This is a genomic window from Pedobacter lusitanus, from assembly GCF_040026395.1.
In the GTDB taxonomy this organism is placed as follows: Bacteria; Bacteroidota; Bacteroidia; order Sphingobacteriales; family Sphingobacteriaceae; genus Pedobacter; species Pedobacter lusitanus.
Genome location: NZ_CP157278.1, coordinates 2,388,298 through 2,409,944, shown reverse-complemented (window position 1 = coordinate 2,409,944; position 21,647 = coordinate 2,388,298). Strand labels below are relative to the sequence as shown.

At 39.5% G+C, this 21,647-nt stretch carries 21 protein-coding genes; 14 read left to right on the top strand and 7 right to left on the bottom strand.

Features of this window, described 5'->3' with window-relative positions; all coding sequences use genetic code 11:
- Nucleotides 1–92: 92 nt before the first annotated feature.
- Together PL_RS10155 and PL_RS10150 are read right to left on the bottom strand one after the other, a co-directional pair.
- The gene (locus PL_RS10155; RefSeq protein ID WP_041883225.1) at nt 93–602 is read right to left on the bottom strand and encodes a hypothetical protein; all 510 of its coding nucleotides are present in this window, start codon (nt 600–602) and stop codon (nt 93–95) included.
- A gap of 80 nt (nt 603–682) precedes the next feature.
- Entirely contained in the window at nt 683–2,281 is a 1,599-nt protein-coding gene (locus PL_RS10150) for a glycoside hydrolase family 27 protein (protein WP_160292124.1), read from the bottom strand.
- A 163-nt stretch (nt 2,282–2,444) separates the two neighbouring features.
- Between PL_RS10150 and PL_RS10145 the strand changes: the two genes are divergently transcribed.
- The 9 genes from PL_RS10145 (at nt 2,445) to PL_RS10105 (ending at nt 12,008) form a co-directional block, all read left to right on the top strand.
- Nucleotides 2,445–3,713: an NAD(P)/FAD-dependent oxidoreductase gene (locus PL_RS10145; RefSeq protein WP_041883224.1), complete on the top strand. Its 1,269-nt coding sequence runs from the start codon at nt 2,445–2,447 to the stop codon at nt 3,711–3,713.
- An 82-nt stretch (nt 3,714–3,795) separates the two neighbouring features.
- A complete protein-coding gene (locus PL_RS10140) occupies nt 3,796–5,124 on the top strand; it encodes a cytochrome ubiquinol oxidase subunit I (RefSeq protein ID WP_041883223.1) in 1,329 nt (442 codons plus the stop codon).
- A 3-nt stretch (nt 5,125–5,127) separates the two neighbouring features.
- The gene (locus PL_RS10135; protein WP_041883221.1) at nt 5,128–6,147 is read left to right on the top strand and encodes a cytochrome d ubiquinol oxidase subunit II; all 1,020 of its coding nucleotides are present in this window, start codon (nt 5,128–5,130) and stop codon (nt 6,145–6,147) included.
- A gap of 9 nt (nt 6,148–6,156) precedes the next feature.
- Complete coding sequence (locus PL_RS10130) at nt 6,157–6,771, top strand: HAD family hydrolase (protein WP_041883220.1); 615 nt, start codon at nt 6,157–6,159, stop codon at nt 6,769–6,771.
- Between the two features lie 87 nt (nt 6,772–6,858).
- On the top strand, nt 6,859–7,620 hold the full coding sequence (locus PL_RS10125; protein ID WP_082035967.1) for an AcvB/VirJ family lysyl-phosphatidylglycerol hydrolase: 762 nt from the start codon (nt 6,859–6,861) through the stop codon (nt 7,618–7,620).
- Nucleotides 7,608–8,576, top strand: coding sequence for an NAD(P)H-quinone oxidoreductase (locus tag PL_RS10120; protein ID WP_041883219.1), 969 nt, complete (start codon nt 7,608–7,610; stop codon nt 8,574–8,576). The genes PL_RS10125 and PL_RS10120 overlap by 13 nt, the downstream gene beginning before the upstream one ends.
- A gap of 113 nt (nt 8,577–8,689) precedes the next feature.
- Complete coding sequence (locus PL_RS10115) at nt 8,690–9,466, top strand: DUF3050 domain-containing protein (protein ID WP_041883217.1); 777 nt, start codon at nt 8,690–8,692, stop codon at nt 9,464–9,466.
- Between the two features lie 157 nt (nt 9,467–9,623).
- Nucleotides 9,624–10,511, top strand: coding sequence for a helix-turn-helix domain-containing protein (locus tag PL_RS10110; protein WP_041883216.1), 888 nt, complete (start codon nt 9,624–9,626; stop codon nt 10,509–10,511).
- 153 nt (nt 10,512–10,664) lie between these two features.
- On the top strand, nt 10,665–12,008 hold the full coding sequence (locus PL_RS10105; protein ID WP_052496389.1) for a formylglycine-generating enzyme family protein: 1,344 nt from the start codon (nt 10,665–10,667) through the stop codon (nt 12,006–12,008).
- A gap of 121 nt (nt 12,009–12,129) precedes the next feature.
- On the opposite strand, the gene PL_RS10100 is transcribed toward PL_RS10105, so the two are convergent.
- Together PL_RS10100 and PL_RS10095 are read right to left on the bottom strand one after the other, a co-directional pair.
- Nucleotides 12,130–13,119 (bottom strand): MBL fold metallo-hydrolase, encoded by a 990-nt coding sequence (locus PL_RS10100; protein WP_041883215.1) that lies wholly within the window; start codon nt 13,117–13,119, stop codon nt 12,130–12,132.
- Between the two features lie 173 nt (nt 13,120–13,292).
- Nucleotides 13,293–13,883 carry a hypothetical protein gene (locus tag PL_RS10095; protein ID WP_052496388.1) on the bottom strand — a complete coding sequence of 197 codons (591 nt, stop codon included), beginning with the start codon at nt 13,881–13,883 and terminating at the stop codon, nt 13,293–13,295.
- A 126-nt stretch (nt 13,884–14,009) separates the two neighbouring features.
- Between PL_RS10095 and PL_RS10090 the strand changes: the two genes are divergently transcribed.
- The gene (locus tag PL_RS10090) at nt 14,010–14,498 is read left to right on the top strand and encodes a GNAT family N-acetyltransferase (protein ID WP_041883214.1); all 489 of its coding nucleotides are present in this window, start codon (nt 14,010–14,012) and stop codon (nt 14,496–14,498) included.
- 53 nt (nt 14,499–14,551) lie between these two features.
- Here PL_RS10090 and PL_RS10085 read toward each other — a convergent pair whose 3' ends face one another.
- Complete coding sequence (locus PL_RS10085; protein WP_041883212.1) at nt 14,552–15,385, bottom strand: CvfB family protein; 834 nt, start codon at nt 15,383–15,385, stop codon at nt 14,552–14,554.
- A gap of 119 nt (nt 15,386–15,504) precedes the next feature.
- Here PL_RS10085 and PL_RS10080 point away from each other — a divergent pair, with 119 nt between their 5' ends.
- The 4 genes from PL_RS10080 (at nt 15,505) to trxA (ending at nt 18,199) form a co-directional block, all read left to right on the top strand.
- Entirely contained in the window at nt 15,505–16,041 is a 537-nt protein-coding gene (locus PL_RS10080) for a DNA-deoxyinosine glycosylase (RefSeq protein ID WP_200890758.1), read from the top strand.
- Nucleotides 16,042–16,110: 69 nt separating this feature from the next.
- The gene (locus tag PL_RS10075; RefSeq protein WP_348621586.1) at nt 16,111–17,280 is read left to right on the top strand and encodes an MFS transporter; all 1,170 of its coding nucleotides are present in this window, start codon (nt 16,111–16,113) and stop codon (nt 17,278–17,280) included.
- A 38-nt stretch (nt 17,281–17,318) separates the two neighbouring features.
- Nucleotides 17,319–17,786, top strand: coding sequence for a DinB family protein (locus PL_RS10070; RefSeq protein ID WP_041883209.1), 468 nt, complete (start codon nt 17,319–17,321; stop codon nt 17,784–17,786).
- A 113-nt stretch (nt 17,787–17,899) separates the two neighbouring features.
- Nucleotides 17,900–18,199, top strand: coding sequence for a thioredoxin (gene trxA, locus PL_RS10065; RefSeq protein ID WP_041883208.1), 300 nt, complete (start codon nt 17,900–17,902; stop codon nt 18,197–18,199).
- A 24-nt stretch (nt 18,200–18,223) separates the two neighbouring features.
- On the opposite strand, the gene PL_RS10060 is transcribed toward trxA, so the two are convergent.
- The gene (locus PL_RS10060) at nt 18,224–19,093 is read right to left on the bottom strand and encodes a hypothetical protein (RefSeq protein WP_052496387.1); all 870 of its coding nucleotides are present in this window, start codon (nt 19,091–19,093) and stop codon (nt 18,224–18,226) included.
- Nucleotides 19,094–19,105: 12 nt separating this feature from the next.
- Nucleotides 19,106–21,646 (bottom strand): TonB-dependent receptor, encoded by a 2,541-nt coding sequence (locus PL_RS10055; protein ID WP_041883206.1) that lies wholly within the window; start codon nt 21,644–21,646, stop codon nt 19,106–19,108.
- Nucleotide 21,647 lies beyond the last annotated feature (1 nt).

The window sequence follows — 21,647 nt, the reverse complement described above, 5'->3', positions numbered from 1 at the left end:
ACTAAATGAGAGACCGTTTTACCGGAATTTAAACAGCAGGGTTACATTCCGATAAAGCAGCAGATGGAAACTGACAGACGAAAAGTCTTTACTTATTTTATTTCTTTCAGCGGACGACGCAAAAAGAAGTATTCACTTTGATGTGCTGCATACTCCTGAAAGTCGGCAGAAGCCTCAATAGCCTCCGGAATCTTTTTGAAATACTCAGGTGTGATATATTTCCAGGTTACCCCGTTTGACTCATCTGAAGAGATTATTTCAATCGGGAAATTCAGTACAAACTGATTCAGAAATTCCAGTTTATTTGCCGTCCATTCCTGAGTGCTGCCAAGATTACGGGGCCATACATATAATTTATGTGCCTCAAGGGACCTTCCGTCATCATCAATAAAAGTAGATTGTTTCAGGATCAGATCACTTACCTTAACAGTTGCAATGTCACCTTTTGGTGAACCATTGTTGTCTGTAATCAGAATTGCTTCAGCAGTAAGAAAAGGAACGCTTAATCCTTGAGGATGTACCACTTTTAAATGGTCAGTAAATACATACTTACCTTTCTGGAATGTTAAAACATTTGCTGGATGCTGATCTTTGCTGCTCATTATGAATTTTTTGTAAACTTAATGAAATTGTACCCGATTATAAGCGGGGAAAAGATAGCTGATGTATATTAGTCAGATCCTTAGTCTTTTAGGCTTAGCAATAAAATCCCATGTGGTGGAATCTTTGAACTGATTTGCTGGAGACCGCTGCCCAGATCCGTTTTCGTCCATAAATCCCGCACTTTATATTTACCGTTTTTCCCAATCAATGCAAACAGGAATTCTGCGTTCTGTTCCTGATCAGTAGGATTTAAAAGACCCACGGTAAATCCGCCGCCATAAAGATCTTTGCTCCAGATTTCTATTTGATTATCCAGTGTATATTTCAGCCCTGCTGCTTTACCCAATGCATCCTGATTGATAGCAATAACTTCATTATTGGTTAATAATGATAGGGTAAAGGGGTCCATGTGTTCTATATTAGAGCCTATAAGCAAAGGTGCGCTCAGCAAACACCACATACTCATTAAAGTTTTTTGTTCCTGAGGATTCAGATGATTACTGTTACCTTCACGACTTTCAGCGCCTACTGCACCAATCTGTAAAATATCAGGATCATTCCATCTGCCAGGCTGTACATAAGCACTTTTATCTGCCAGCATTTTAAACGCATGATAAACGGACTTCCAGTTGTCTCTGACATCATCACCAGTTCTCCATAACTGTCCGTCAGTTTCATGACCCCATTTCCAGACCTCACCCATTCCATACTGACATAAAGAAAAAATAATATCACGCGGCTGATTTTTCAGGGCGGTACCCATTAAACGGTATGGTTTTTTCAGTTCTTCCAAAGAATTGTCTTTTGCAAAAATGCCGTAACTGCACCAGTCATATTTCAGATAGTCAAAACCTGTTTCAGCAAAATACGCTGCATCCTGTACTTCGTGCTGATAGCTTCCCGCAACCCCACCACAGGTTAAAGGACCGGGTGAACTGTAAATACCTACCTTAAAACCTAAGGCATGTATGTCTTTGACCGTTTGAGCAATGTTGGTGAAATATTTATTTGGTAAAAGGACTCCGTTCTGATCCCGGGTGGGGCCTATTCTGTCTGTCAGGTTTCCCGGACCTTCATGATATTCGTAAACCTTATTTTCTGTTTTGGTTTTGAAAGCTGACCATACCGGATCTTTTTCACCAGGCTGATTTGTCCAGGGGTCATCAATTTCAAGAATACTCCATCCATAATACTCCAGACCATATTGTTTCATTAGTTTTGCCGTGGTTAAAATATCTTCTTCCTTTACCTTTCTGCCATAGCTATACCAGCTGCTCCAACCCATAGGTGGGGTTAAAGCCAGTTTATCACCTGCCACAAAAGTTAAATCCTTAGCTGCTTTACCTTTTTGATTCTGAGCGGAGATCTTTATGGTATACCGGCCCGCTTTTTCCAGTTTTCCTGAAATGATTCCCGTCACTTTGTCCAGCTTAAGTCCCTCAGATAAATGTTCAGCTTCAAACCTCATTGGTCGCTGCCCGCTTACAGGAAGCTGATAGAAGAATTCCTTTCCGGTTCTGGTGCCATAGAATTCGGGACTGTTGATCTGAGGCTTCTCATTTGCTGAAGGAGGAGCAGCTTTTAAAGATGATGGCGTTCTGTTAAAAGTTGATTGCGCGTAAAGGGAAAAACTGCCATTGAGACAAAAGATAAAAAGCAGCACGGATATTTTTTTCATGCCCATTAAGATACAGATTTATTTGACTGCTGTCACAAAATAAGCTTTAAACAATTTTACCGGCAGGATTTTGAATAAATCTGAAACATAGCACGTTTATTGCTGTTTTAAAGCTAGTGTGGAATAAATCTAAACAGTTCTTTATCTTTTAAATCTCAATCATATGCCTAAAAAAGTAGTCATTATAGGTGGAGGATTTGCGGGAGTAAATCTTGCTAAAAAACTAGCCGGTAATGAATCATTCGATGTAGTTCTTGCAGATAAAAATAATTACAACTTTTTCCCTCCGCTGCTTTACCAGGTAGCTACCGGTTATCTGGAAACTTCCAATATTACTTATCCTTTCCGTAAACTCTTCAGAGGAAAACGCAATTTTATGTTCCGGCTGGGAGAGCTCAAAGAGGTTTTACCCGAACAGAAGGTAGCAGTTCTTTCTACCGGGCCGGTCAGTTATGATTACCTGGTTTTTGCCACCGGCTGTGAAACCAATTACTTTGGGATGGAAAATGTAGAAAAGTACGCTATACCCATGAAAACCGTTTCTGATGCACTGCAGATGCGTAATACGTTACTTGAAAGGATGGAAGAAGCTTCCCGTTCCACAGACCCGGCAGAACGTAAAAAACTCCTGACTGTAGTCGTAGCCGGTGGCGGGCCGACAGGAGTAGAGATTTCCGGTATGTTTGCTGAAATGAAAAGAACCATTCTTTCCAAAGATTACCCTGAACTGAAAGGTGGGGGCGGGGAAATCTATCTGGTAGACGGATTAAAATCAGTACTTGCACCTATGAGTGAAAAATCTCAGCAATATACCTATGATACGCTGACAAAAATGGGGGTGAAGGTTAAACTGAATGTTATGGTCAAAGATTTTGTGGATGATACTGTCCATTTTGCTGATGGCAGTACCATCGAAGCTAAAAATCTGATCTGGGCGGCCGGAGTGACGGCTATGACTTTTAAAGGTATATCTGCCGGAGCTTATGGAAAAGGTAAAAGATTGCAGGTCGATGAATTTAATAAAGTACAGGGAATGGAAGATATCTATGCGATAGGCGATACCTGTATCCAGTTCACAGATCCGGCTTTTCCGCAGGGACATCCGCAATTGGCACAGGTAGCACTGCAGCAGGGGGATAATCTGGGTAAAAATATGATCAGGATTGCTGCACACCAGCTTCCCAAACCCTTTTTCTATGTAGATAAAGGAACAATGGCTATTATTGGCAGAAATAAAGCGGTTACTGATCTGCCCAAACCAAAAATGTTTTTCAGTGGATTTATTGCCTGGGCGATGTGGCTGTTTATCCATCTGATCTCTCTGATTAACTCCGGGAACAGGATTAAAACATTATACAACTGGATGATTGCTTACTTTACAAAAGATCAGTCTTTGAGAATGATTGTCAGACCGGCCAGTAAGAATCTGTAAACAGGTTAATTATTACAATTATCAGGCAATTTAGCTACTTTGATTTATGGCTTCATAAGCCATAAATCTTACATTTGTTTCCATGGATGATTTCTTAGCCGCACGACTCCAAATGGCCTTTTCATTAGGCTTTCACATTGTTTTCTCCTGTATCGGAATGGTTATGCCGTTCTTTATGTGTACCGCCCATTATCTCTGGTTAAAAAGAAAAAAAGCAGTATACCTCGATGTCACCAGGGCATGGAGTAAGGGAGTAGCAATTTTCTTCGCCACAGGGGCAGTTTCCGGAACTGTATTGTCTTTTGAGCTTGGGCTGCTCTGGCCCAAATTTATGGAACATGCGGGCCCGATCTTCGGAATGCCGTTTTCACTGGAAGGGACAGCCTTTTTTATTGAAGCCATAGCCCTTGGCTTTTATCTTTACGGGTGGAATCGTTTTCATCCCTGGTTTCATTGGTTTACCGGTGTAATTGTGGGGATCAGCGGATTGCTGTCGGGTATTCTTGTGGTTGCTGCCAATGCCTGGATGAACAGTCCTTCCGGTTTTGATTTGATCAACGGACAATATCTGAATATAGATCCGATGAAAGCTATGTTTAACGAGGCCTGGTTTTCACAGGCGCTGCATATGTGTGTGGCGGCCTTTGTTTCTACAGGTTTTGCTGTAGCCGGAGTACATGCACTGATGATTTTAAAAGGTCAGAATGTTAACTTTCACCGCAAAGCATTTCAGATTGCCGCTATTTTCGGAACTGTTGCCGCCTGTCTTCAACCTATTAGCGGAGATATCTCTGCTAAGGATGTCGCACAACGCCAGCCTGCGAAACTAGCCGCTATGGAGGCTCATTTTCAAACTGAAAAAGGTGCAGGATTAATTATCGGCGGGATCCCTGATACAGCTGCTAAAACAGTTAAATATGCAATTAAAATACCTAAAGCCCTGAGTTTTATGGCGACAGGCGATTTTAATGCAGAAGTTAAAGGACTGGATCAGATTCCTCAGAAAGATCAGCCGCCGGTTGCGGTAGTTCATTATGCCTTTCAGATCATGGTCGGGCTGGGTATGGCTATGTTAGGTCTGGCGGTGATTTACTTTATTGCCCTGTTTAAAAAGAAAAACTGGGCAGAGAGTAAATGGATGCTCAAGCTGTTTGTCATTGCTACACCTATGGGTTTTCTGGCTCTTGAAGCTGGCTGGACAGTGACTGAAGTTGGCCGTCAGCCCTGGATTATTTATGGCGTGATGCGTACAGCAGATGCCGTTACACCCATGCCTGGAATTGCCTACTCCTTTTATCTCTTTACAGCTGTATATATATCCCTGGCCATTATTGTGAGTCTGCTGTTATTCCGTCAGATCACTATGGTTGATAAACTTTATGATTCATCTACTGATAAAAAAATACAATAACATATGGTATACGTAGTAATAATTTTTCTGTGGACAGCCATTCTGTTGTATATTTTATTAGGCGGAGCTGATTTTGGTGCCGGAATTATAGAATTATTTACCTCCAGAGCTAACCGGCCAAGGATGCGTAAAAAAATGTATGAAGCCATTGGCCCTATCTGGGAGGCCAATCACATGTGGCTGATTATTGTGATCGTGATTCTTTTTGTAGGTTTTCCTAAAATATACACCACTGTTTCTATCTATCTTCATATTCCGCTGGTTTGTATGCTGCTGGGGATTATTGCCAGAGGAACAGCTTTTGTTTTCAGAAATTATGATGCTGTGAAGGATCATATGCAGAAAATATATACCCCGATATTTGTTATATCGAGCGTGGTTACCCCATTTTTCTTAGGTGTTATTGCAGCAAGTGCCGTTTCCGGACAAATAGACCTGCACGCTCAGGATTTTGTTTCTGCCTACGTCTTTAGCTGGCTAAGCTGGTTTTCTGCCAGTGTAGGAATATTCACGGTAACTATCTGCGCCTATCTGGCCACTGTTTTTATTATAGGTGAGGCTGAAAATGAACAGGACAGACAACTTTTTACCAGGAAAGCCAGACGGACAATTTTTATCGTTATGGCCGCAGGCGGATTAGTATTTTTAGCTGCACATTCAGAAGGAATTCCATTACTGCGCTGGATTTTTAGCGATGTTCCGGGAATCATAGCACTGATACTGGCCACTATTTCGCTCGTTATTACGTTCGTTTTACTTTTGAGGAACAAGCCGATTATACTGCGTTTACTGGCTGGATTTCAGGTGACGATGATTCTTTTTGCAGCGACCTACAGCCATTTTCCGGATATTATACTACTCAAAGGAGGGGATAACCTTTCTTTATTAACCCATCAGGGACAGGTCAAAACGATGGAAACATTAGGTTATGCCCTGCTTATTGGCAGTATATTCATTATACCTGCACTGGTTTATCTGATTTACAGTTTTCAGCAAAAAAGAGGGAGTAAAGAAGCACATTAAATATATTTTATGGAAGAGACTGATTTTGCAAGACTCAGCAAATTAACCGAAGGAGATTACGAAGCATTTTTATACGATTGTGACGGTACACTGGCAGACAATATGCCTGCACATACAGTAACTTATGTTGCTATAGCTAAACAATACGGTGTGGATATGGATCCCGCTATTATAGATGAACTGGCAGGATGGCCGATATTCAATGTAGTTGAAGAATTGAATGTCCGTTATCAGGCTGATATGGATCCCGCAGAATTTACTGCAAGAAAAGCAAAGCTTTATTATGAAGAATATATTGGTAAAGCCTTACCTATTACCTATGTAACAGAACATCTGATCGCCAATGCCGGCCGGGTACGTATCGCGGTAGTTTCCGGCGGTGACCGCAGGGCTGTGCAGCATACACTTGAAGTTGTCGGTGTAAGTGAATATGTGGAAGTAATGGTTTGTGCAGGGGAGACGCTTAAAGGTAAACCATTTGCAGATCCATTTTTGAAAGCGGCCGAATTATTGGGTGTTGACCCGAAGAAATGCCTGGTGTTTGAAGATGGAAAGCCTGGAACACAAGCTGCCGAAGCAGCCGGAATGCACTGGGTAAGGATCGATCAGTTTAAATTCGGATAGAGAATTCTATTAGCTTATTAAACTTTAAACGTAGATTGATGTCATAACTACGTTTAACATCCGGATTATTATTATTTTAAAGTTACGATGAACTATTGGCAACGGGGTTTATGCCTTATCACTATTTTTCTTTTTTCTGGTTGCGGAGTTCTGATGAAGACCAGGGCGACAAATCATCATGGTACTGAAACCGATGATTTTAATCTCCCTGTAATTACTTATGAAAGTGCTGTTCCTTCGTCCAAAAGGCTGCTTTTGCTGTTTTCAGGTGATGGAGGATGGCTCGATTTTGAAGATCAGTTGTCTACAGGTTTTGCACAAAAGGGATTCCATACGATTGGTTTCAATTCCCGGAGTTATTTCTGGAGCAGTAAAACACCTCAGCAAACGGCTGATGATGTGGCTTTGCTGATTTATAAGTACTCTACCATTTATAAGACCAGGGTGATCTATCTGGTGGGTTATTCTTTTGGCGCCGATGTAGTACCTTTTATCTATAACCGTTTGCCCGAAGCTATGAAAAATAAGGTTGTCGCTTTAGAGCTGATGTCTCCTTATTCTACTTCTGATTTTAAGGTTCATACATCCGATCTGCTGAATATTGCCGGAGATGACAGGCAATATAAGGTTCAACCTGAAATAGAGGCTGTCAATGTGCCTGTTTTCTGTTTTTACGGAGAAAAGGAAGAGCCCAGGCCGATGGAGAAATTAGAAAAGAAGAATTTTAACCTGAAGATCTTACCAGGTGATCATCATTATGATATAACTTCTCATCAGGAGATTTTTAAAGCATTGCGCGGATTAAGAAGAACTCAATTTTTCAGAGAACACGGATTATGGATGCTATAGTTATTACAGAAAAAGGCGGACCAGAAGTACTTCAACTGGAGCAGGTGGATACTCCAGTGCCTCATGGAAATGAGGTTCTGATCAAAATAAAAGCTGCGGGACTCAATCGCAGTGATGTGATTTCAAGGAGCAGTAATCCTTATGGGACTGTTATTGAAAGAGAAATTCCAGGTCTGGAGATCTCTGGTATCATCACTGCCGTAGGACCGGATGTTAAAAGATGGAAAACGGGAGATGAGGTATGTGCATTGATCGCCGGTGGCGGATATGCACAGTACAAAGCTGTTGATGGAAGATTGTGTTTGCCTGTACCAGAAGGAATGACATTTGAAGAAGCAGCATCTCTGCCAGAAACTATTTTTACCATATGGTCTAATGTATTTAAGGATGCCAGTTTTAGAGCTGGTGAAAATTTTCTTGTTCATGGAGGTACCAGTGGAATCGGAGTAACTGCGATACAAATGATTGTAGCGATGGGTGGTAAAGCTTATGCAACAGCAGGTACACCAGAAAAATGCCTCTTTTGTGAAGAACTGGGTGCAACGAAAGCAATAAACTACAAAACGGAGGATTTTGCTGCGCTGCTTAAGCCTATCGGTATTGATGTTATTTTAGATATGACAGGAGGAGAGAATACCCTGAAAAACATGGATATTCTGAATCCTGATGGCAGGATTACCTTCATCAATGCGATGAACGGATCTAAATCGGAGATTGATATTTTACAAATGATGAGTAAAAGGCTGGTGCTTACCGGAAGCATGCTTAAACCCAGAACAGCTGATTATAAAGCTACCCTGGCAGCAGAAATTGAGCAGATCGTCTGGCCGCTGATTGCAGCAAAAAAGATCAGACCTGTAATTTATAAAGTATTTCCTTTAGCGCAGGCAGCTGATGCCCAGCGATTACTGGAAAGTAGCACCCATATTGGTAAAATTATGCTAACTGTAGCGTAAATCATACCAACTTCTCATTAAAGTAATTTTATTAAAAAATTAAACCAGTAGGTGTAAAACATTCAATTGATTAAGATAAATTTGCTGCCTGATCATGAACAAATAGAAAAACAATGAATCAACATATTGTTAGGATACAAAAGGTAATAGAGCCATTAAGACAAGAAATAATTAACCATAAGGTTTACTCCGTAATTAATAATCTGGATGATCTTAAGATTTTTATGCAGTACCACGTTTATGCGGTATGGGATTTTATGTCCCTGCTTAAATCTTTACAGATTGGACTGACCTGTACCACTACACCATGGTTTCCCGTTGGGAATGCAAATACAAGGTATCTGATTAATGAAATCGTTGCCGGTGAAGAATCTGATGTAGATGGCGCAGGCATTCGTAAAAGTCATTATGAAATGTATCTGGAAGCTATGGATCAGTGCGGTGCAGATACGACAGCTATTCATAAATTTATCAGTGCTTTAAAAGAGACTAATTCGCTGACCGCTGCGTATCAGGCAGCAGGAGTACCGGCAGAGGCCCGTGAGTTTGTAGATTTTACTTTCAAAGTTATAGACAGTAAAGAATCTCACTTACAGTCTGCAGCCTTTACTTTTGGCAGAGAAGATTTAATCCCGAATATGTTTATCTCTATTGTAGGTGATCTGAACAGGAAATTCCCGGATCAGTTATCCCTGATTAAATATTATCTGGACAGACATATTGAAGTTGATGGTGATCATCACAGTCATCTGGCACTTGATATGACTGCAGAACTTTGCGGAGATAATGAAACTGCATGGAAAGCTGCAGAAGAAATTACAGTAGCTTCACTGCAACAGCGGATCAATCTCTGGAACGGTGTTTACAATGAGATCACAGGAGCTAAATAATCGACATTTAGATTGCTGTTTAAAGGCGATAGATTAATTTCTGTCGCCTTTGGTCATTTTAAGGTGTTGTATTACAGAAAAATACAACGAAATATTTCTTCTTCAGATTTCAACTAAAACTAATAAGTTTTCGTTTTATAGACAAATAATTTGAACGATGCCTGTTAATGATTTGGTTACTTATGGGTTTAGATATGGTCTGAATACCAAACAAGAGATAAATGTATCTGCAATTTCCGGAAGGTTGAATTTTGATTCTGCTCATTTATTTCGTCCTCATCGAATAGATTTTAACCTGATGATCTGGGTAAAGGAAGGCAGCGGAGTACATTTCATAGATTTCAAACCAGTGAAAATTGAACCAGGGATGCTTTTATTTATAGGTAGAGGAAAAGTTCATTCCTTTGATCCTGATGGTGATTATGATGGGCCATCAGTGGTGTTTACTGATGAGTTTTTCTGTTCAGAAGAAAGAAATATGGGGTTGCTTTATTATTCTGATTTATTTAATAATCCATTTGGATTAAACAGTCAGCGTATGATAGCTGACTCCTCTCTTTTTTCGTTTATTTTTAAGGAATTAAAGAACGAAATTAAAAAGCCATTTGATCCTTATCAATATCGGATTTTACATAATTATTTAAATAATCTTTTACTACTCTCAATAAGAGAAAGAGACGTAATGGTTTTTGATAATAGAAATTTGTCGGGAAAAGATCTGGAATATATTACCGCATTTAAACAATTATTAGAAACTAACCTGACAAAAAGACTCTCAGTAGTTGATTATGCTGAAATCTTGAATATAACAGAGCGGAAACTTCAGCGGGTTACATTTAATGTTCTGGGAAAATCGCCTAAAGTTATAATTGATGAGCGTTTGATTCTGGAAGCAAAACGCCTGTTAGTTTTAAAATCCGATCAGATCAGACAGATTTCAGACCAGCTTGGGTTTTCGGAGGTTACTAATTTTGTTAAATTCTTTAAGAAGACAGTCGGTTTAACACCCAGTGTTTTTAGAAAAAAAAACTATAAAATAGTTTAGGCTGACATACAGTTTTGAAATTGTCAATGTTTAACCATTTTTTGTCGCAGACGTACCTTTTACCCGAAAACAAGCAATTTATCTTTGTTTCTACATATATCAACATAGAAATAGAAGATAAAAAACAAAAAACTGATTGTAGCAATATCCCTGTTGTGGTTATTAACCATTAGTTGCAGCAAGAAAACAAAAGAGATTCAGCAATATCAGCCAGATGAATTTTCCAGGTCACTTGATAAATTAAGTGATGATCTGGTATGGGTTGAGAACTGTAATGTTACCTACAGTAAAGTACTGGCAGATTTGAAAAATGTGAAAGAGAACTTTGCTAAAGTTACGGCCGAACATAAAGTTAATTTTCCTCAGAAAGAAGAGTTTAAGAAACGTTTTAACAATCTGGAGAAAGAAGCGGAATTTATTATGCAGGCTTGTGCAGACGAAAAAAATCCCAGTCCGGAACAGGTTACTAAAGATAAGTTAGAAGCTGCAGTAATGGAATGGAGAGTCAGAATTGATGATATCAGAAAGAACCTGCTTTCCGTTGATCCCAGAAACAAAAATATAAGCCCTGCTACCTCAAATGGAGTATCTGTTTCGTCTTTAACAGCGGCAGGATTGATCTTTCAGGATGGACTGGAATCTTATCTGCCTAAGATGATTGTTGTTCCTTCCGGATCATTCATTATGGGGGGGACTGATGAAGAAAATGCCAGGCTTGATGTAGAACCTTTTGCCAGCGAGTATTCAAAACCATTACATCAGGTAACTATTGCAAAATCACTTGCAGTGGGAATTAACGAAGTTACACTGGGACAGTTTAGGCAATTTGCAAAGGAGACTAATTATAAACCTCTTGACGGATGCCGGTGCTGGATTGCAAATCAGGAGTCCAGGATGCTGCCTGTGAAAGGAGCAGATTATACAAATCCAGGATTTCCTCAAACAGATAATGATCCTGTTGTTTGTATAACCAAAGAGGTGGCGAATGACTATGCACAATGGTTATCACAAAAGACAGGTAAAAAGTATCGTTTGCCATCCGAGAGTGAATGGGAGTATTTTGCAAGAGCAGGTACACAGACTACCTATTACTGGGGTAATGATCCTAAAGATGCCTGTGGTTACGCAAATACTTATGATTTGAGTAGTAAAGCTATTAATACCTATACATCAGATGGGTTTGTTTTTCCCAATACGGATTGTACTGATGGATTTCCATATACTGCCCCGGTAGGTAAATTTCAACCAAATAAGTTTGGATTATATGATATTGCAGGTAATGCGAGAGAATGGGTTGCGGATGACTGGTATCCTAATTATAACGGAGCTCCTGTAAATGGTGAGCCAAGAACAAATGGTTATGCTATGTTTGGAATTACCAGAGGTGGTGCGTGGCTATATAGAATCAGAAATTTGCGCAGTGCGTACAGAAATTCTTATTTCTCTTCTGAAGTACGAACGAATATGTGGGGATTCAGAGTAGTGAGAGAGATCTGAATTACCAGGTTCTGTGATTTTGATAATACTCAATACAATAAAAAAGGCCTTGTTTGAAGTGCCCCCAATGAGTGTCTAACTTTTTGGGGGCACTTCAGTTCTAAAGACAGGGGCTTTTTTATCAGATAATGATTTCTCTGGGATTGGGATAAGAAAAAGGCTTCCATTCATAACCGGTTCCGATTTTGTAAATATAACCTATTCCAGGCCAGGGGATGTGTGTGGATATAACCAGTTCCCGTTTTTTGGCTGCTTTTTCCAGTATTATTTTTCTTGTTTTTACTGCTTTATTAAAGTCTGCATCTAATTGTATTCCCCACTCGGGCTGAGCCATAAGTAAAGTAGAGTGTGTAATATCTACCAGGTGTTTAAGCTGTTTGTTTTCTGAAGAGAGGGTAAAAAGCGTATGTCCCGGAGTATGTCCTTCTGCCAGTTCTGTTTTAAGACAGGAGAATAATTCATCACCATAATTGAAGAACTCTAATTTATCCTGGATCTTTCCTAACACCTTTTTTGCCAAAAGAATATCCGGCTCTGAGCTTGATGTGTTTTTACTTTTCGAGAAATCGGGATTATCTCCCATCCAGAAATCAAATTCTTTTTTTGCTATGTGGTACCGGGCATTCTGATAAGTGAGATTATCATTCTTATCGAGAATGCCACCAATATGATCAACATGTGCATGGGTGATAAAGACATCCGTAATTGCTGAGGGTTGGATACCTGCAATAATCAGATTTTCTGATAACCAGCCGCAATTCAACCCATAATCAGGGCCAAAACCAGTATCAATTAATATAATCCGGTTCTCCTGTTTGATTACCATTACATTGACCGATACTTCTATTTTGTTCTCTGGTAAAAAGATATCGTATAATTGTCTTTTTACCAATTCAGGGTCAATGCCAGGCGCAAAAAAGGTTTGGGGGAAATTAAATGCTGCAAACCCGTCGCTGACAATCAATAGCTCCAGTTTTCCCAGTGTCACATTGATATGTCCGGATTTAGTTTTTGCGGAGAGTTCATCTCCGGGGCTAAATGCTAAAAAGGATGGTAGGGTGAAAGCTGCTCCGGCTAACCCCATCGTTTTTAATAAATCTCTTCTGTTCATGTCTTTCTTGTTTTGATCACAGGTATTTTATAGTGCAGACGATTATAAAGTTCGTCTGGTGAAGTTACTGCCTGTGCTTCCGCAGAAAAAGGTATGAAAGGAGGTATTGTTTATCAATTTATCGGTATGCAGGGGATGATAAAGAATATTAAGTAATAGTCAGATATGTACTATTAGTCATAGAGATAAGTTCTCTTAAACTTTAAGTCTGATAGCTTTACATAACCAAAAAGCTGTTTTCCTTCTGTCATCAATGTGGCAAATCCCCAGTTTCCTTCAAAAAGCTCTTCGATATTCAGGACTTCCGGAGTGTAGGCAAAACCCTTTTTCCTTGATTTTTCATCAGGCTTGCTGTAGAAGTAGCAGATGTCAGCAACAACTATATATTCACCGGTTACATTATCCGCTATTTTGGTGTAAATACCAGAGAAGTTGTTGGAAAGCTGAAAATTTTCGCAATCCTGAAAATCAGCATTCAGAGAATCCTTAGAGAAAGTAAGGTCTATTTTGCATAACTGTGATTTTTTCTCTGTTCTGATCGTAATTTTATTATCAGTCAGTATACCTTTCCCGGTAAACTGTCCGTAGGTGCCGGCTTTGTTGTTCCAGTTGGCAAGAATATTTACATCCACCTGGTCATCTGTTTTCCTGACAGCAATACTGGCTGATGTACCAGTTTCTTTATTGATTAACTTATAAGTCGCTGACTGGGAGAATATTTTTTCTGAACAGATTAAAAGTGCTATGATAAAGAAGTATTTCATTAATTACAGATAGTGTACAAATGATATGGAGATTAATTTTTTATTCCAATAAAAGATAACAAGGACCAGGTGCTATTGTTTTAAAGATGTTTTTATTTTTTACCCCTGTTTAATTAGATTAGCAGGATGAGTATTATAATAAGGGAAATCCAGCCGCAGGATAACGCTGCAATGGCTGTGATTATAAAAACGAGCCTGGAAGAGTTTGGTCTTAACATTCCCGGAACTGCTTATTTTGATGAAAGTACCAATCACCTTTATGAATCTTTTCGTATACCGGGGAGCAGGTATTATGTTGCTGCAGAGGGTGAAGAGCTGATCGCAGGTGCAGGGATTTATCCAACAAAAGGACTATCGGATGATACAGTTGAACTGGTGAAAATGTATGTTGCTTCAGTTCACAGAGGGAAGGGCTTAGGTAAGATACTGATGCAGAAATGTATTGCTACAGCTGATGAATCAGGCTATAAGTCTGTTTACCTGGAATCTATGCCGGAGCTTGCAGCTGCAGTTGCTGCCTACAAAAAACTGGGATTCGAACTGCTGGATAAACCAATTGGCGATACCGGACATTATTCCTGTTCAATCTGGATGTTACATCAGATCTGTTCATAGTAAAGACCGGCTTATAATAAAAAGGCCCCTGTATTCAGGAGCCTTTTTGAGTTTTATTCAGATAATAACCTGATTTCATGATCACCAATAGTAATCAAACGCTCTTTATAAAGCGCACCAGTCGTTTTCTTAAATGCTTTCTTGCTGATTTTTAGTTGGTCATAGATTTCTTCAGGTGAACTTTTATCTCCCAGAGCAATTACACCTCTGTTTTCTTCCAGCATTTTAATCAGTACTTCTTTCATATCCAGGATATGACCATAACCCATCGGTTGCAGGCTCAGGTCAATTTTTCCTTCAACTCTGACTTTTTTAATCCATCCTTTTCTGATTTCACCAGGATTAAGCTGATCAAATAATTCATTCTGATATAATAATCCGATATACTTATTATCAATAATAGCATTATAACCCAGATCACTGCGGTCAGCTATTAATAAACTTACCTCATCACCCTCTTCAAAATTGATTTCCTCTTCTTCCACAAAATTGGTTAATCTGGACGAAGCTACCATACGGTCATTACTGTCGTCAAGGAAAACATAAACTACATGTTTATCACCCTTAAACATCGGGCGTTTTTGTTCTTTTTCAGGTACATATACATCTTTATCAATGCCAATATCCATGAAAACCCCATTCTCCCCATCTTCCACAACTGTCAGGTAAGCAAAATCGCCAACACAAGCCAGAGGTTTCTGCGTGGTTGCATGCAGTTTTCCATCTTTATGCATGTAAACAAAAACGTTGATATTATCTCCAATTTCAGCATCCTTAGGGACATGATTATAGGGCAATAGCGCTTCCTTATCGCCATCAGACAGTATTAGTCCTGATTCTGTCTTGTTTATAATTCTCAACTCGTTGTATTGTCCTATCTGTATCATTGGTATTTCTTTTATTCAATCTGCAAAGGTAGCAATATCAGCAACAATAACAGAACATCTTTCGCTCTGTGATGTTTATGCTTATTTTAGCCGGACGATGCCGGTGATTTAAACTGAATATGCGTACTGAGTTAAAGAATAAGATAATGGATAAACCAACGATTGCTCCTGTAAAAACGGCCTTTGCACCCATCATTGATCAGCAGTGTAAAATTCTGTTGCTCGGTACGATGCCCGGTGACCGCTCTTTGAGTCTGCAGCAATACTACGGACATTCTGGTAATCATTTCTGGAAACTGATCTATGCGCTTTTTGATCAGCCGGTTGATCCTGATTATCAGGCGAGGAAGAACTTCTTGCTCCAGCGCGGTATTGGGCTATGGGATGTACTGGAATCCTGTACCTGTGAAGGCAGTCTGGACAGTAATATCAAAAATGAAGTGGTTAATGATTTTGCGGCTTTTTATGAACAGTATCCTGCAATCACAGAAGTGTTTTTTGACAGCAGAAAAGCAGAACAGTTTTACAACAGATATGTGAAAAAAAGCAGCGATAAAAACTATCATTTATTGCCTTCTCCAAGCGGTGCAAATGCCACAAAAACCTTTGCACAAAAACTGGAACACTGGAAAGAACTTTTACCTTATACAAAATGATAATTGACAAAAATAAGAGCGGGTATTTTAACGATTTAAATGCAGACAGAACTTATCTTTGCATAGTAAATGAAGGATACAATCACCAAAAACAAACACAGAATATTTCTCAGTACTTTTTTCTTTATGTCGGGTTTCAGTTTTGCTACCTGGGCATCAAGAATACCAACTATTAAGATGGCTTTCGGCTTTAATGAAGCCGAGCTGGGAACAATTTTACTCGCTATGCCTGTAGGCTCACTGATCGGTCTGCCCATTTCAGGATGGCTGGTTTCCAAATATAACAGCCGTGTTCCCCTGGCAGTTGGTTATGGGCTGAATGCCATTGCACTGGCTATGATCGGATTTACCCAAAATACTTTCAGTCTGGTTGCAGCAGTAGTATTGTTTTCTTTTACAACGCGTATTTTCAATATTTCTGTCAATACGCAGGCTATTACGCTGCAAAAGCAGTTCAGTCAGAAAATCATTGGCTCTTTTCATGGTTTCTGGAGCACAGGAGGGATTGCAGGTGTAGCCTTTTCTACGTTGCTGCTTACCTATAATGTGTCGCTGCATATGCACCTGCTCATTGTGGCTACCGTTAGTTTACTGATTACCTGTTATTCTTATCAGTTTCTGTTAAAAGGTGACCGGTCTGAAAGTGGAAATAAAATTATTGTAGGCAAGCCTGATCCCTATATCCTGTACCTGGGTGTCGTTGTTTTTTTTGCAGCGATATGCGAAGGAGGGATGTTTGACTGGAGCGGCATTTACTTTCAGGAAGTGCTGCATGTGAAGATATTTACTTATGGGTATCTGATTTTTATGACTTTTATGGCCGCTTCCAGATTTTTATCTGATCTGATCATCGGCAGAATAGGAATGCCTGCAACTTATCTGATGAGTGCATGCTTTATCGTCTCGGGAATTTCCCTTGCCATTATATTTCCGCAGTTCTGGACAGCCATGATTGGTTTTTCACTGGTTGGTTTTGGTACCGCTGCGGTAGTACCCATGTCTTATGCACTTGCCGGAGCTTCCAGAAAGTATTCGCCAGGTATGGCTATTTCTATTATAGCTACTTATGCTATCACCGGAATGTTGCTTGGCCCGCCAATTATCGGATACCTTGCACATGCATTCAACCTGAGAATTGCTTTTGTGATTTTTGGTCTCTGCGGACTGATGCTGGTACCCATCTCTCAGTTATTTTTCAGACATCAGAAGACGATTGGCACTACGCCTGAATCAATTTAAATTACAGCCAGTATAAAATAAATTTTAACCTGAAATATATGAATCAGATCATTGATAATGTCAAACAAGTCAGAACAAGTTTTATCGAAAGCCTCAGTGAATTAACTGCTGCACAGTTAAATGAGATTCCGGATGGATTCAACAATAATATAATCTGGAATCTGGCGCATCTTGTTGCCGCCCAGCAGGGGATCTGCTATTTGAGAGCAGGACAGGAAACTTTTGTAGATAAAGATTTTTATCTGCGTTATACAGGCGGAACTAAACCTGAAGGTATTGTTTCAGCAGAAGAAATTGCACAGATCAAGACCCTGCTGATTTCTACGTTGGATCAGTTTAAAACAGATTATCATCAGCAGCTGTTTGATAATTATAAAGGATGGACTACACGTTACGGCGTTGATTTAAATGGTATAGAGGATGCCGTAAAGTTTCTCCCGCTTCACGAAGGCTTACATTTAGGTTATATAATGGCACAAAAACGATTAATCTTAAAAAATATTTAAGGTGATATATAATAATATCAAATTATATGCGTCTATATATTTGAGAGCGTTAATTTAGATGGCGGGGATACTGCGAAAGTGGGGTCCCCGCTTCTTTTTTAGACAATTATTTTATGGCAAACTTTGCAGAACTTATTAAATCAGATAAACCTGTGCTGGTAGATTTTTCTGCCGAATGGTGTGGTCCGTGTAAAATGATGGCTCCGATACTGCAGCAGCTCAAAGGTATGCTGGGAGAACGGGCAACAATTTTAAAAGTTGACGTAGATAAAAATCCTGCTGTTTCCGGTAAATATCAGATTCAGGGTGTACCCACATTAATCCTTTTCAGGAATGGAGAAATCAAATGGCGGCAGTCTGGCGTAATTCCAGCCGGCCAGTTAAAGGAGATTATAGAAAGACATCTGGGTTAGTCATCCCTTTGGTGGGTGAGCTGCTTATTTAAGTCCACTTACTTTATACTTCTGATAATCGATATCAGTGACATAGAAGTACCCCTGAGCATTTCCTGAGACATTACCATTAACATTTACCGGGACATTTGAAAAAAGCCCTTTCCAGTCTGTTTCCAGGAAAACCCCGTAAAGATATTTCGCATATTCTTTAGAAAGAGAGAACTTATAAATAGTGATTACATCTTCACTCATTAAAGAGAAAGTACGTTTAAGATTACTGAGCGGATATAAGGAGTTGGGAGAGCCAAGGAAATGTGTATAACTGAAATATGTTGTTTCCGTACCATCAAATTTTGATGGGTTCCATACCGGAATTCCAGTATAACTTATCCACCATTTATTGGGATTAAGATAACCAAATGTATGTTTTGGTATCGTACCATCATAAGTTCCACCTGCATTTTTCTTTACTGTAAACGGTAAAAAGTCATCTGTAATATTCACTACCTGTCTCAGTGTATCTACAGCTGTATAGGTTTTATTATCATAACGGATGGTCAGGGTATAAGCTTTATTATAATTAGGGATGTTCGGGTTATTCGTGCCGGAGTAAAGCCCTGCAGTGCTGGTTTCTTTAAAAATGATGTCTTTAATCCCGTCATTAACAGTAACAGTAGCTTTTGAGATAGCTGAAGGCTTGATGTCAGCTTTCGAAGAAGGTTTACTCAGCCTGATAAACTGTGTTTGCGTCAGCGTATTTATTCCACCTTCCACAGCCAGATCGTATTGACGCTTTGGCTGATCGAACGAGACTTTGTCTGTACTCTTTTTGCACGAGTTCATTAAAGCGGGCAGCAAAAATAAGAGCAGGAGACAACTGCGGTTCAGCCTGGCCTGTATTTTATTGATCATGATGCCTTCTGATTAGAATTTAAAACTGTAAGCGACCCATGGGAAAAAGCCAAATGCATATTCCAGAGAACTTTTCTGGTCAATTGAAGCGTCTGTTGTCAAATGATAATACAATGGATTTTTTCTGTTGTACAAGTTATATATTCCCATTGATATTGTACTTGATAATGATCTTTTTCTGGATAAAGGTGTTTCCAGGCGGTATTGAGCAGAAATATCCAGTCTGCTGAAATTTGGAAATCTGGAAGTATTCCTGCCTTCAAATATAGGTACATTAATGCCATCATGCCGGTAATACCCTACAGGGAGGGTTCGGGGTCTGCCCGAAGAATAGGTAAAGAAAGTCTGCACCGAAAACTGCTTGTTAAAAACATAGGCCGCGCTAAATTTCAGTTCATGTGGAATATCGTAGTTTGCGGCAAAGCGGTTGCCATCATTTATTCCGTTAATAGTTCTGAATGCCCTGGAGTAGGTGTAAGCCAGACTACCGGTAAAATTGCCTTCAGTTTTGCTAATTTCTGCTTCAAATCCATAAACATCAGATTTACCTGCTTTAAGCTGGTTTCTGATATCCGGATTCTGTATAATCTGTGCATGTCCGGTTAAGTCCAGCTGATTGTTCAGCTTTTTGTAATAACCATTCAGAGAGAAATTATAATGCCCGGGCGAATAACGGTAACCCGCAGAAAACATATCTGCAGATTGAGGCGCAATTTTTGAAGAAGCCGGAATCCATGGTTCCAGTGAAGAAAATGCCAGTGTGCTGTTTTGTACCAATTGCAGGTATTGATAATTGCGGTTGTAAGTTACGAAGAAACGCTGTTTATCGTTTAATAAATAGCTTATATTAATTCTTGGTTCTGGTTGAATAAAGGTCTTATAATCATATTGTTTTACTCTATTTCCCTGCGGATCAAAAACATCAAGACGTTCCTGTGCATTATGGAATAAACCAAGGCGCAGACCAAAATTTACACTAAATGAATTGGTAAATGAAATTTCCTGGCTATAATAAACAGCAGATTCTACTGATTTATCTCTTGCAATATTAAATTCGTTGCTTGCTTTGTTTTTTGTCTGTCCCGGTGTAAATTGATGATAAGTACTTGAAATTCCAAATTTGATCAGATTTACCGGACTGCTGTAATAGGTGTAATCGGCCTTGATTGTAATGTCTCTAACTCCGGTACTCCATTGACTTTTTTGAGAAAGCGTATCCGAATTCAGATCCAGCAGATTGCTGTAATTACTGTAAATGGCAGAGGCATTCATGAATAATCTTGAATTGAAGATATGATTCCAGCGCAGAGTAGAAGTGAAATTACCCCAGTCATTACGAAATGAGTTTTCCGATAAAAGCTTATCCTGACCAGCATAAAGAGAGTAATAAATACTGTTACTTTTATTCAACCTGTAATTGGCTTTGGCATTGATGTCATAATAGACTGAATTAGGATTAAACAACTTAAAGTTATTTCTGAAAACATCCAGAAGGCTTCTTCTGAAAGCTACAATAAAGGAACCTTTTTCCTTCACTATAGGCCCCTCGGCAGAAATCCTGGCAGACATGAGGCTTATACCTCCACTAAGATGATACTCTTTGTTATTACCTTCTGCCATACGGTTGACGATTACAGAAGAAAGCCTTCCACCATAATTAGCCGGCATATAATCTTTGTATACCTGGATATTGTTGATCGCATCCGGATTGAAAACAGAAACCAGACCATATAAATGTGAAGGATTATAAACAACAGCTTCATCCAGTAAAATAAGATTCTGATCAGAGTTACCACCCCTGATGAACAGGCCGGAACTTCCTTCAGAAATTGTTTTGATGCCATTTTGCATTTGCAGGGCCTTTACCACATCTGTTTCACCTGCATAATAAGCTTTCATATCCAGCATTTGGGGGCTGTAGTTCTGCTCATTCTTGAGTAGTGGGTTTGGCGTGATTTTTTGTTTAACCTCTATTTCCTGTAAGATTTTTGCCTGGGAAGTCAGTTCGGTTTCCAATTCTATATTCTGATCCAGCACGATATTTTCTTTTCTGGTCTCATAACCCAGATTTGAAATCCGTACCTCGTAAGCTCCGGCCGGGACACTAAGTGAATAAAAACCATACTGATTAGTAATTACACCAGCTTTGATTTCAGGGATATAGACTGTTGCACCAACCAGTTCTTCACCATCTTCCTCGTTACGGACATGCCCGTGAATGGTCCATTTCTGTGGTTTGGATCTGGTAACGACAATATTATTCCCAATCAGTGCAAAGGTCAGCGGAGTACCTTTAAAGATCTTTTTCAGTACTGATTCCATAGAAGTATTCACAAAATGGAAGGCAGAAGTCTGATAGTTTCTGAGTAAATCAGGATCATAAGAAAATACAACCGGTGTGCTGCTTTGTAATTTTGAAAGTACTTTCAGCAATGTGTCGGCTTTGAGATTAATGGTTATGTGCTGTTCGAGGATCGTTTTTTCCTGTGCATAAAGTTTACCCGTTTGCATTAAGCATACAAAAAGGATTAATGCAAAAAACTTATTTACCATA

Excerpts from the sequence above, each read along its gene's own strand:
- PL_RS10155 (WP_041883225.1), bottom strand. The coding sequence starts at position 602 with ATGAGCAGCAAAGATCAGCATCCAGCAAATGTTTTAACATTCCAGAAA.
- PL_RS10150 (WP_160292124.1), bottom strand. The coding sequence starts at position 2,281 with ATGAAAAAAATATCCGTGCTGCTTTTTATCTTTTGTCTCAATGGCAGT.
- PL_RS10145 (WP_041883224.1), top strand. The coding sequence starts at position 2,445 with ATGCCTAAAAAAGTAGTCATTATAGGTGGAGGATTTGCGGGAGTAAAT.
- PL_RS10140 (WP_041883223.1), top strand. The coding sequence starts at position 3,796 with ATGGATGATTTCTTAGCCGCACGACTCCAAATGGCCTTTTCATTAGGC.
- PL_RS10135 (WP_041883221.1), top strand. The coding sequence starts at position 5,128 with ATGGTATACGTAGTAATAATTTTTCTGTGGACAGCCATTCTGTTGTAT.
- PL_RS10130 (WP_041883220.1), top strand. The coding sequence starts at position 6,157 with ATGGAAGAGACTGATTTTGCAAGACTCAGCAAATTAACCGAAGGAGAT.
- PL_RS10125 (WP_082035967.1), top strand. The coding sequence starts at position 6,859 with ATGAACTATTGGCAACGGGGTTTATGCCTTATCACTATTTTTCTTTTT.
- PL_RS10120 (WP_041883219.1), top strand. The coding sequence starts at position 7,608 with ATGGATGCTATAGTTATTACAGAAAAAGGCGGACCAGAAGTACTTCAA.
- PL_RS10115 (WP_041883217.1), top strand. The coding sequence starts at position 8,690 with ATGAATCAACATATTGTTAGGATACAAAAGGTAATAGAGCCATTAAGA.
- PL_RS10110 (WP_041883216.1), top strand. The coding sequence starts at position 9,624 with ATGCCTGTTAATGATTTGGTTACTTATGGGTTTAGATATGGTCTGAAT.
- PL_RS10100 (WP_041883215.1), bottom strand. The coding sequence starts at position 13,119 with ATGAACAGAAGAGATTTATTAAAAACGATGGGGTTAGCCGGAGCAGCT.
- PL_RS10095 (WP_052496388.1), bottom strand. The coding sequence starts at position 13,883 with ATGAAATACTTCTTTATCATAGCACTTTTAATCTGTTCAGAAAAAATA.
- PL_RS10090 (WP_041883214.1), top strand. The coding sequence starts at position 14,010 with ATGAGTATTATAATAAGGGAAATCCAGCCGCAGGATAACGCTGCAATG.
- PL_RS10085 (WP_041883212.1), bottom strand. The coding sequence starts at position 15,385 with ATGATACAGATAGGACAATACAACGAGTTGAGAATTATAAACAAGACA.
- PL_RS10080 (WP_200890758.1), top strand. The coding sequence starts at position 15,505 with ATGCGTACTGAGTTAAAGAATAAGATAATGGATAAACCAACGATTGCT.
- PL_RS10075 (WP_348621586.1), top strand. The coding sequence starts at position 16,111 with ATGAAGGATACAATCACCAAAAACAAACACAGAATATTTCTCAGTACT.
- PL_RS10070 (WP_041883209.1), top strand. The coding sequence starts at position 17,319 with ATGAATCAGATCATTGATAATGTCAAACAAGTCAGAACAAGTTTTATC.
- trxA (WP_041883208.1), top strand. The coding sequence starts at position 17,900 with ATGGCAAACTTTGCAGAACTTATTAAATCAGATAAACCTGTGCTGGTA.
- PL_RS10060 (WP_052496387.1), bottom strand. The coding sequence starts at position 19,093 with ATGATCAATAAAATACAGGCCAGGCTGAACCGCAGTTGTCTCCTGCTC.
- PL_RS10055 (WP_041883206.1), bottom strand. The coding sequence starts at position 21,646 with ATGGTAAATAAGTTTTTTGCATTAATCCTTTTTGTATGCTTAATGCAA.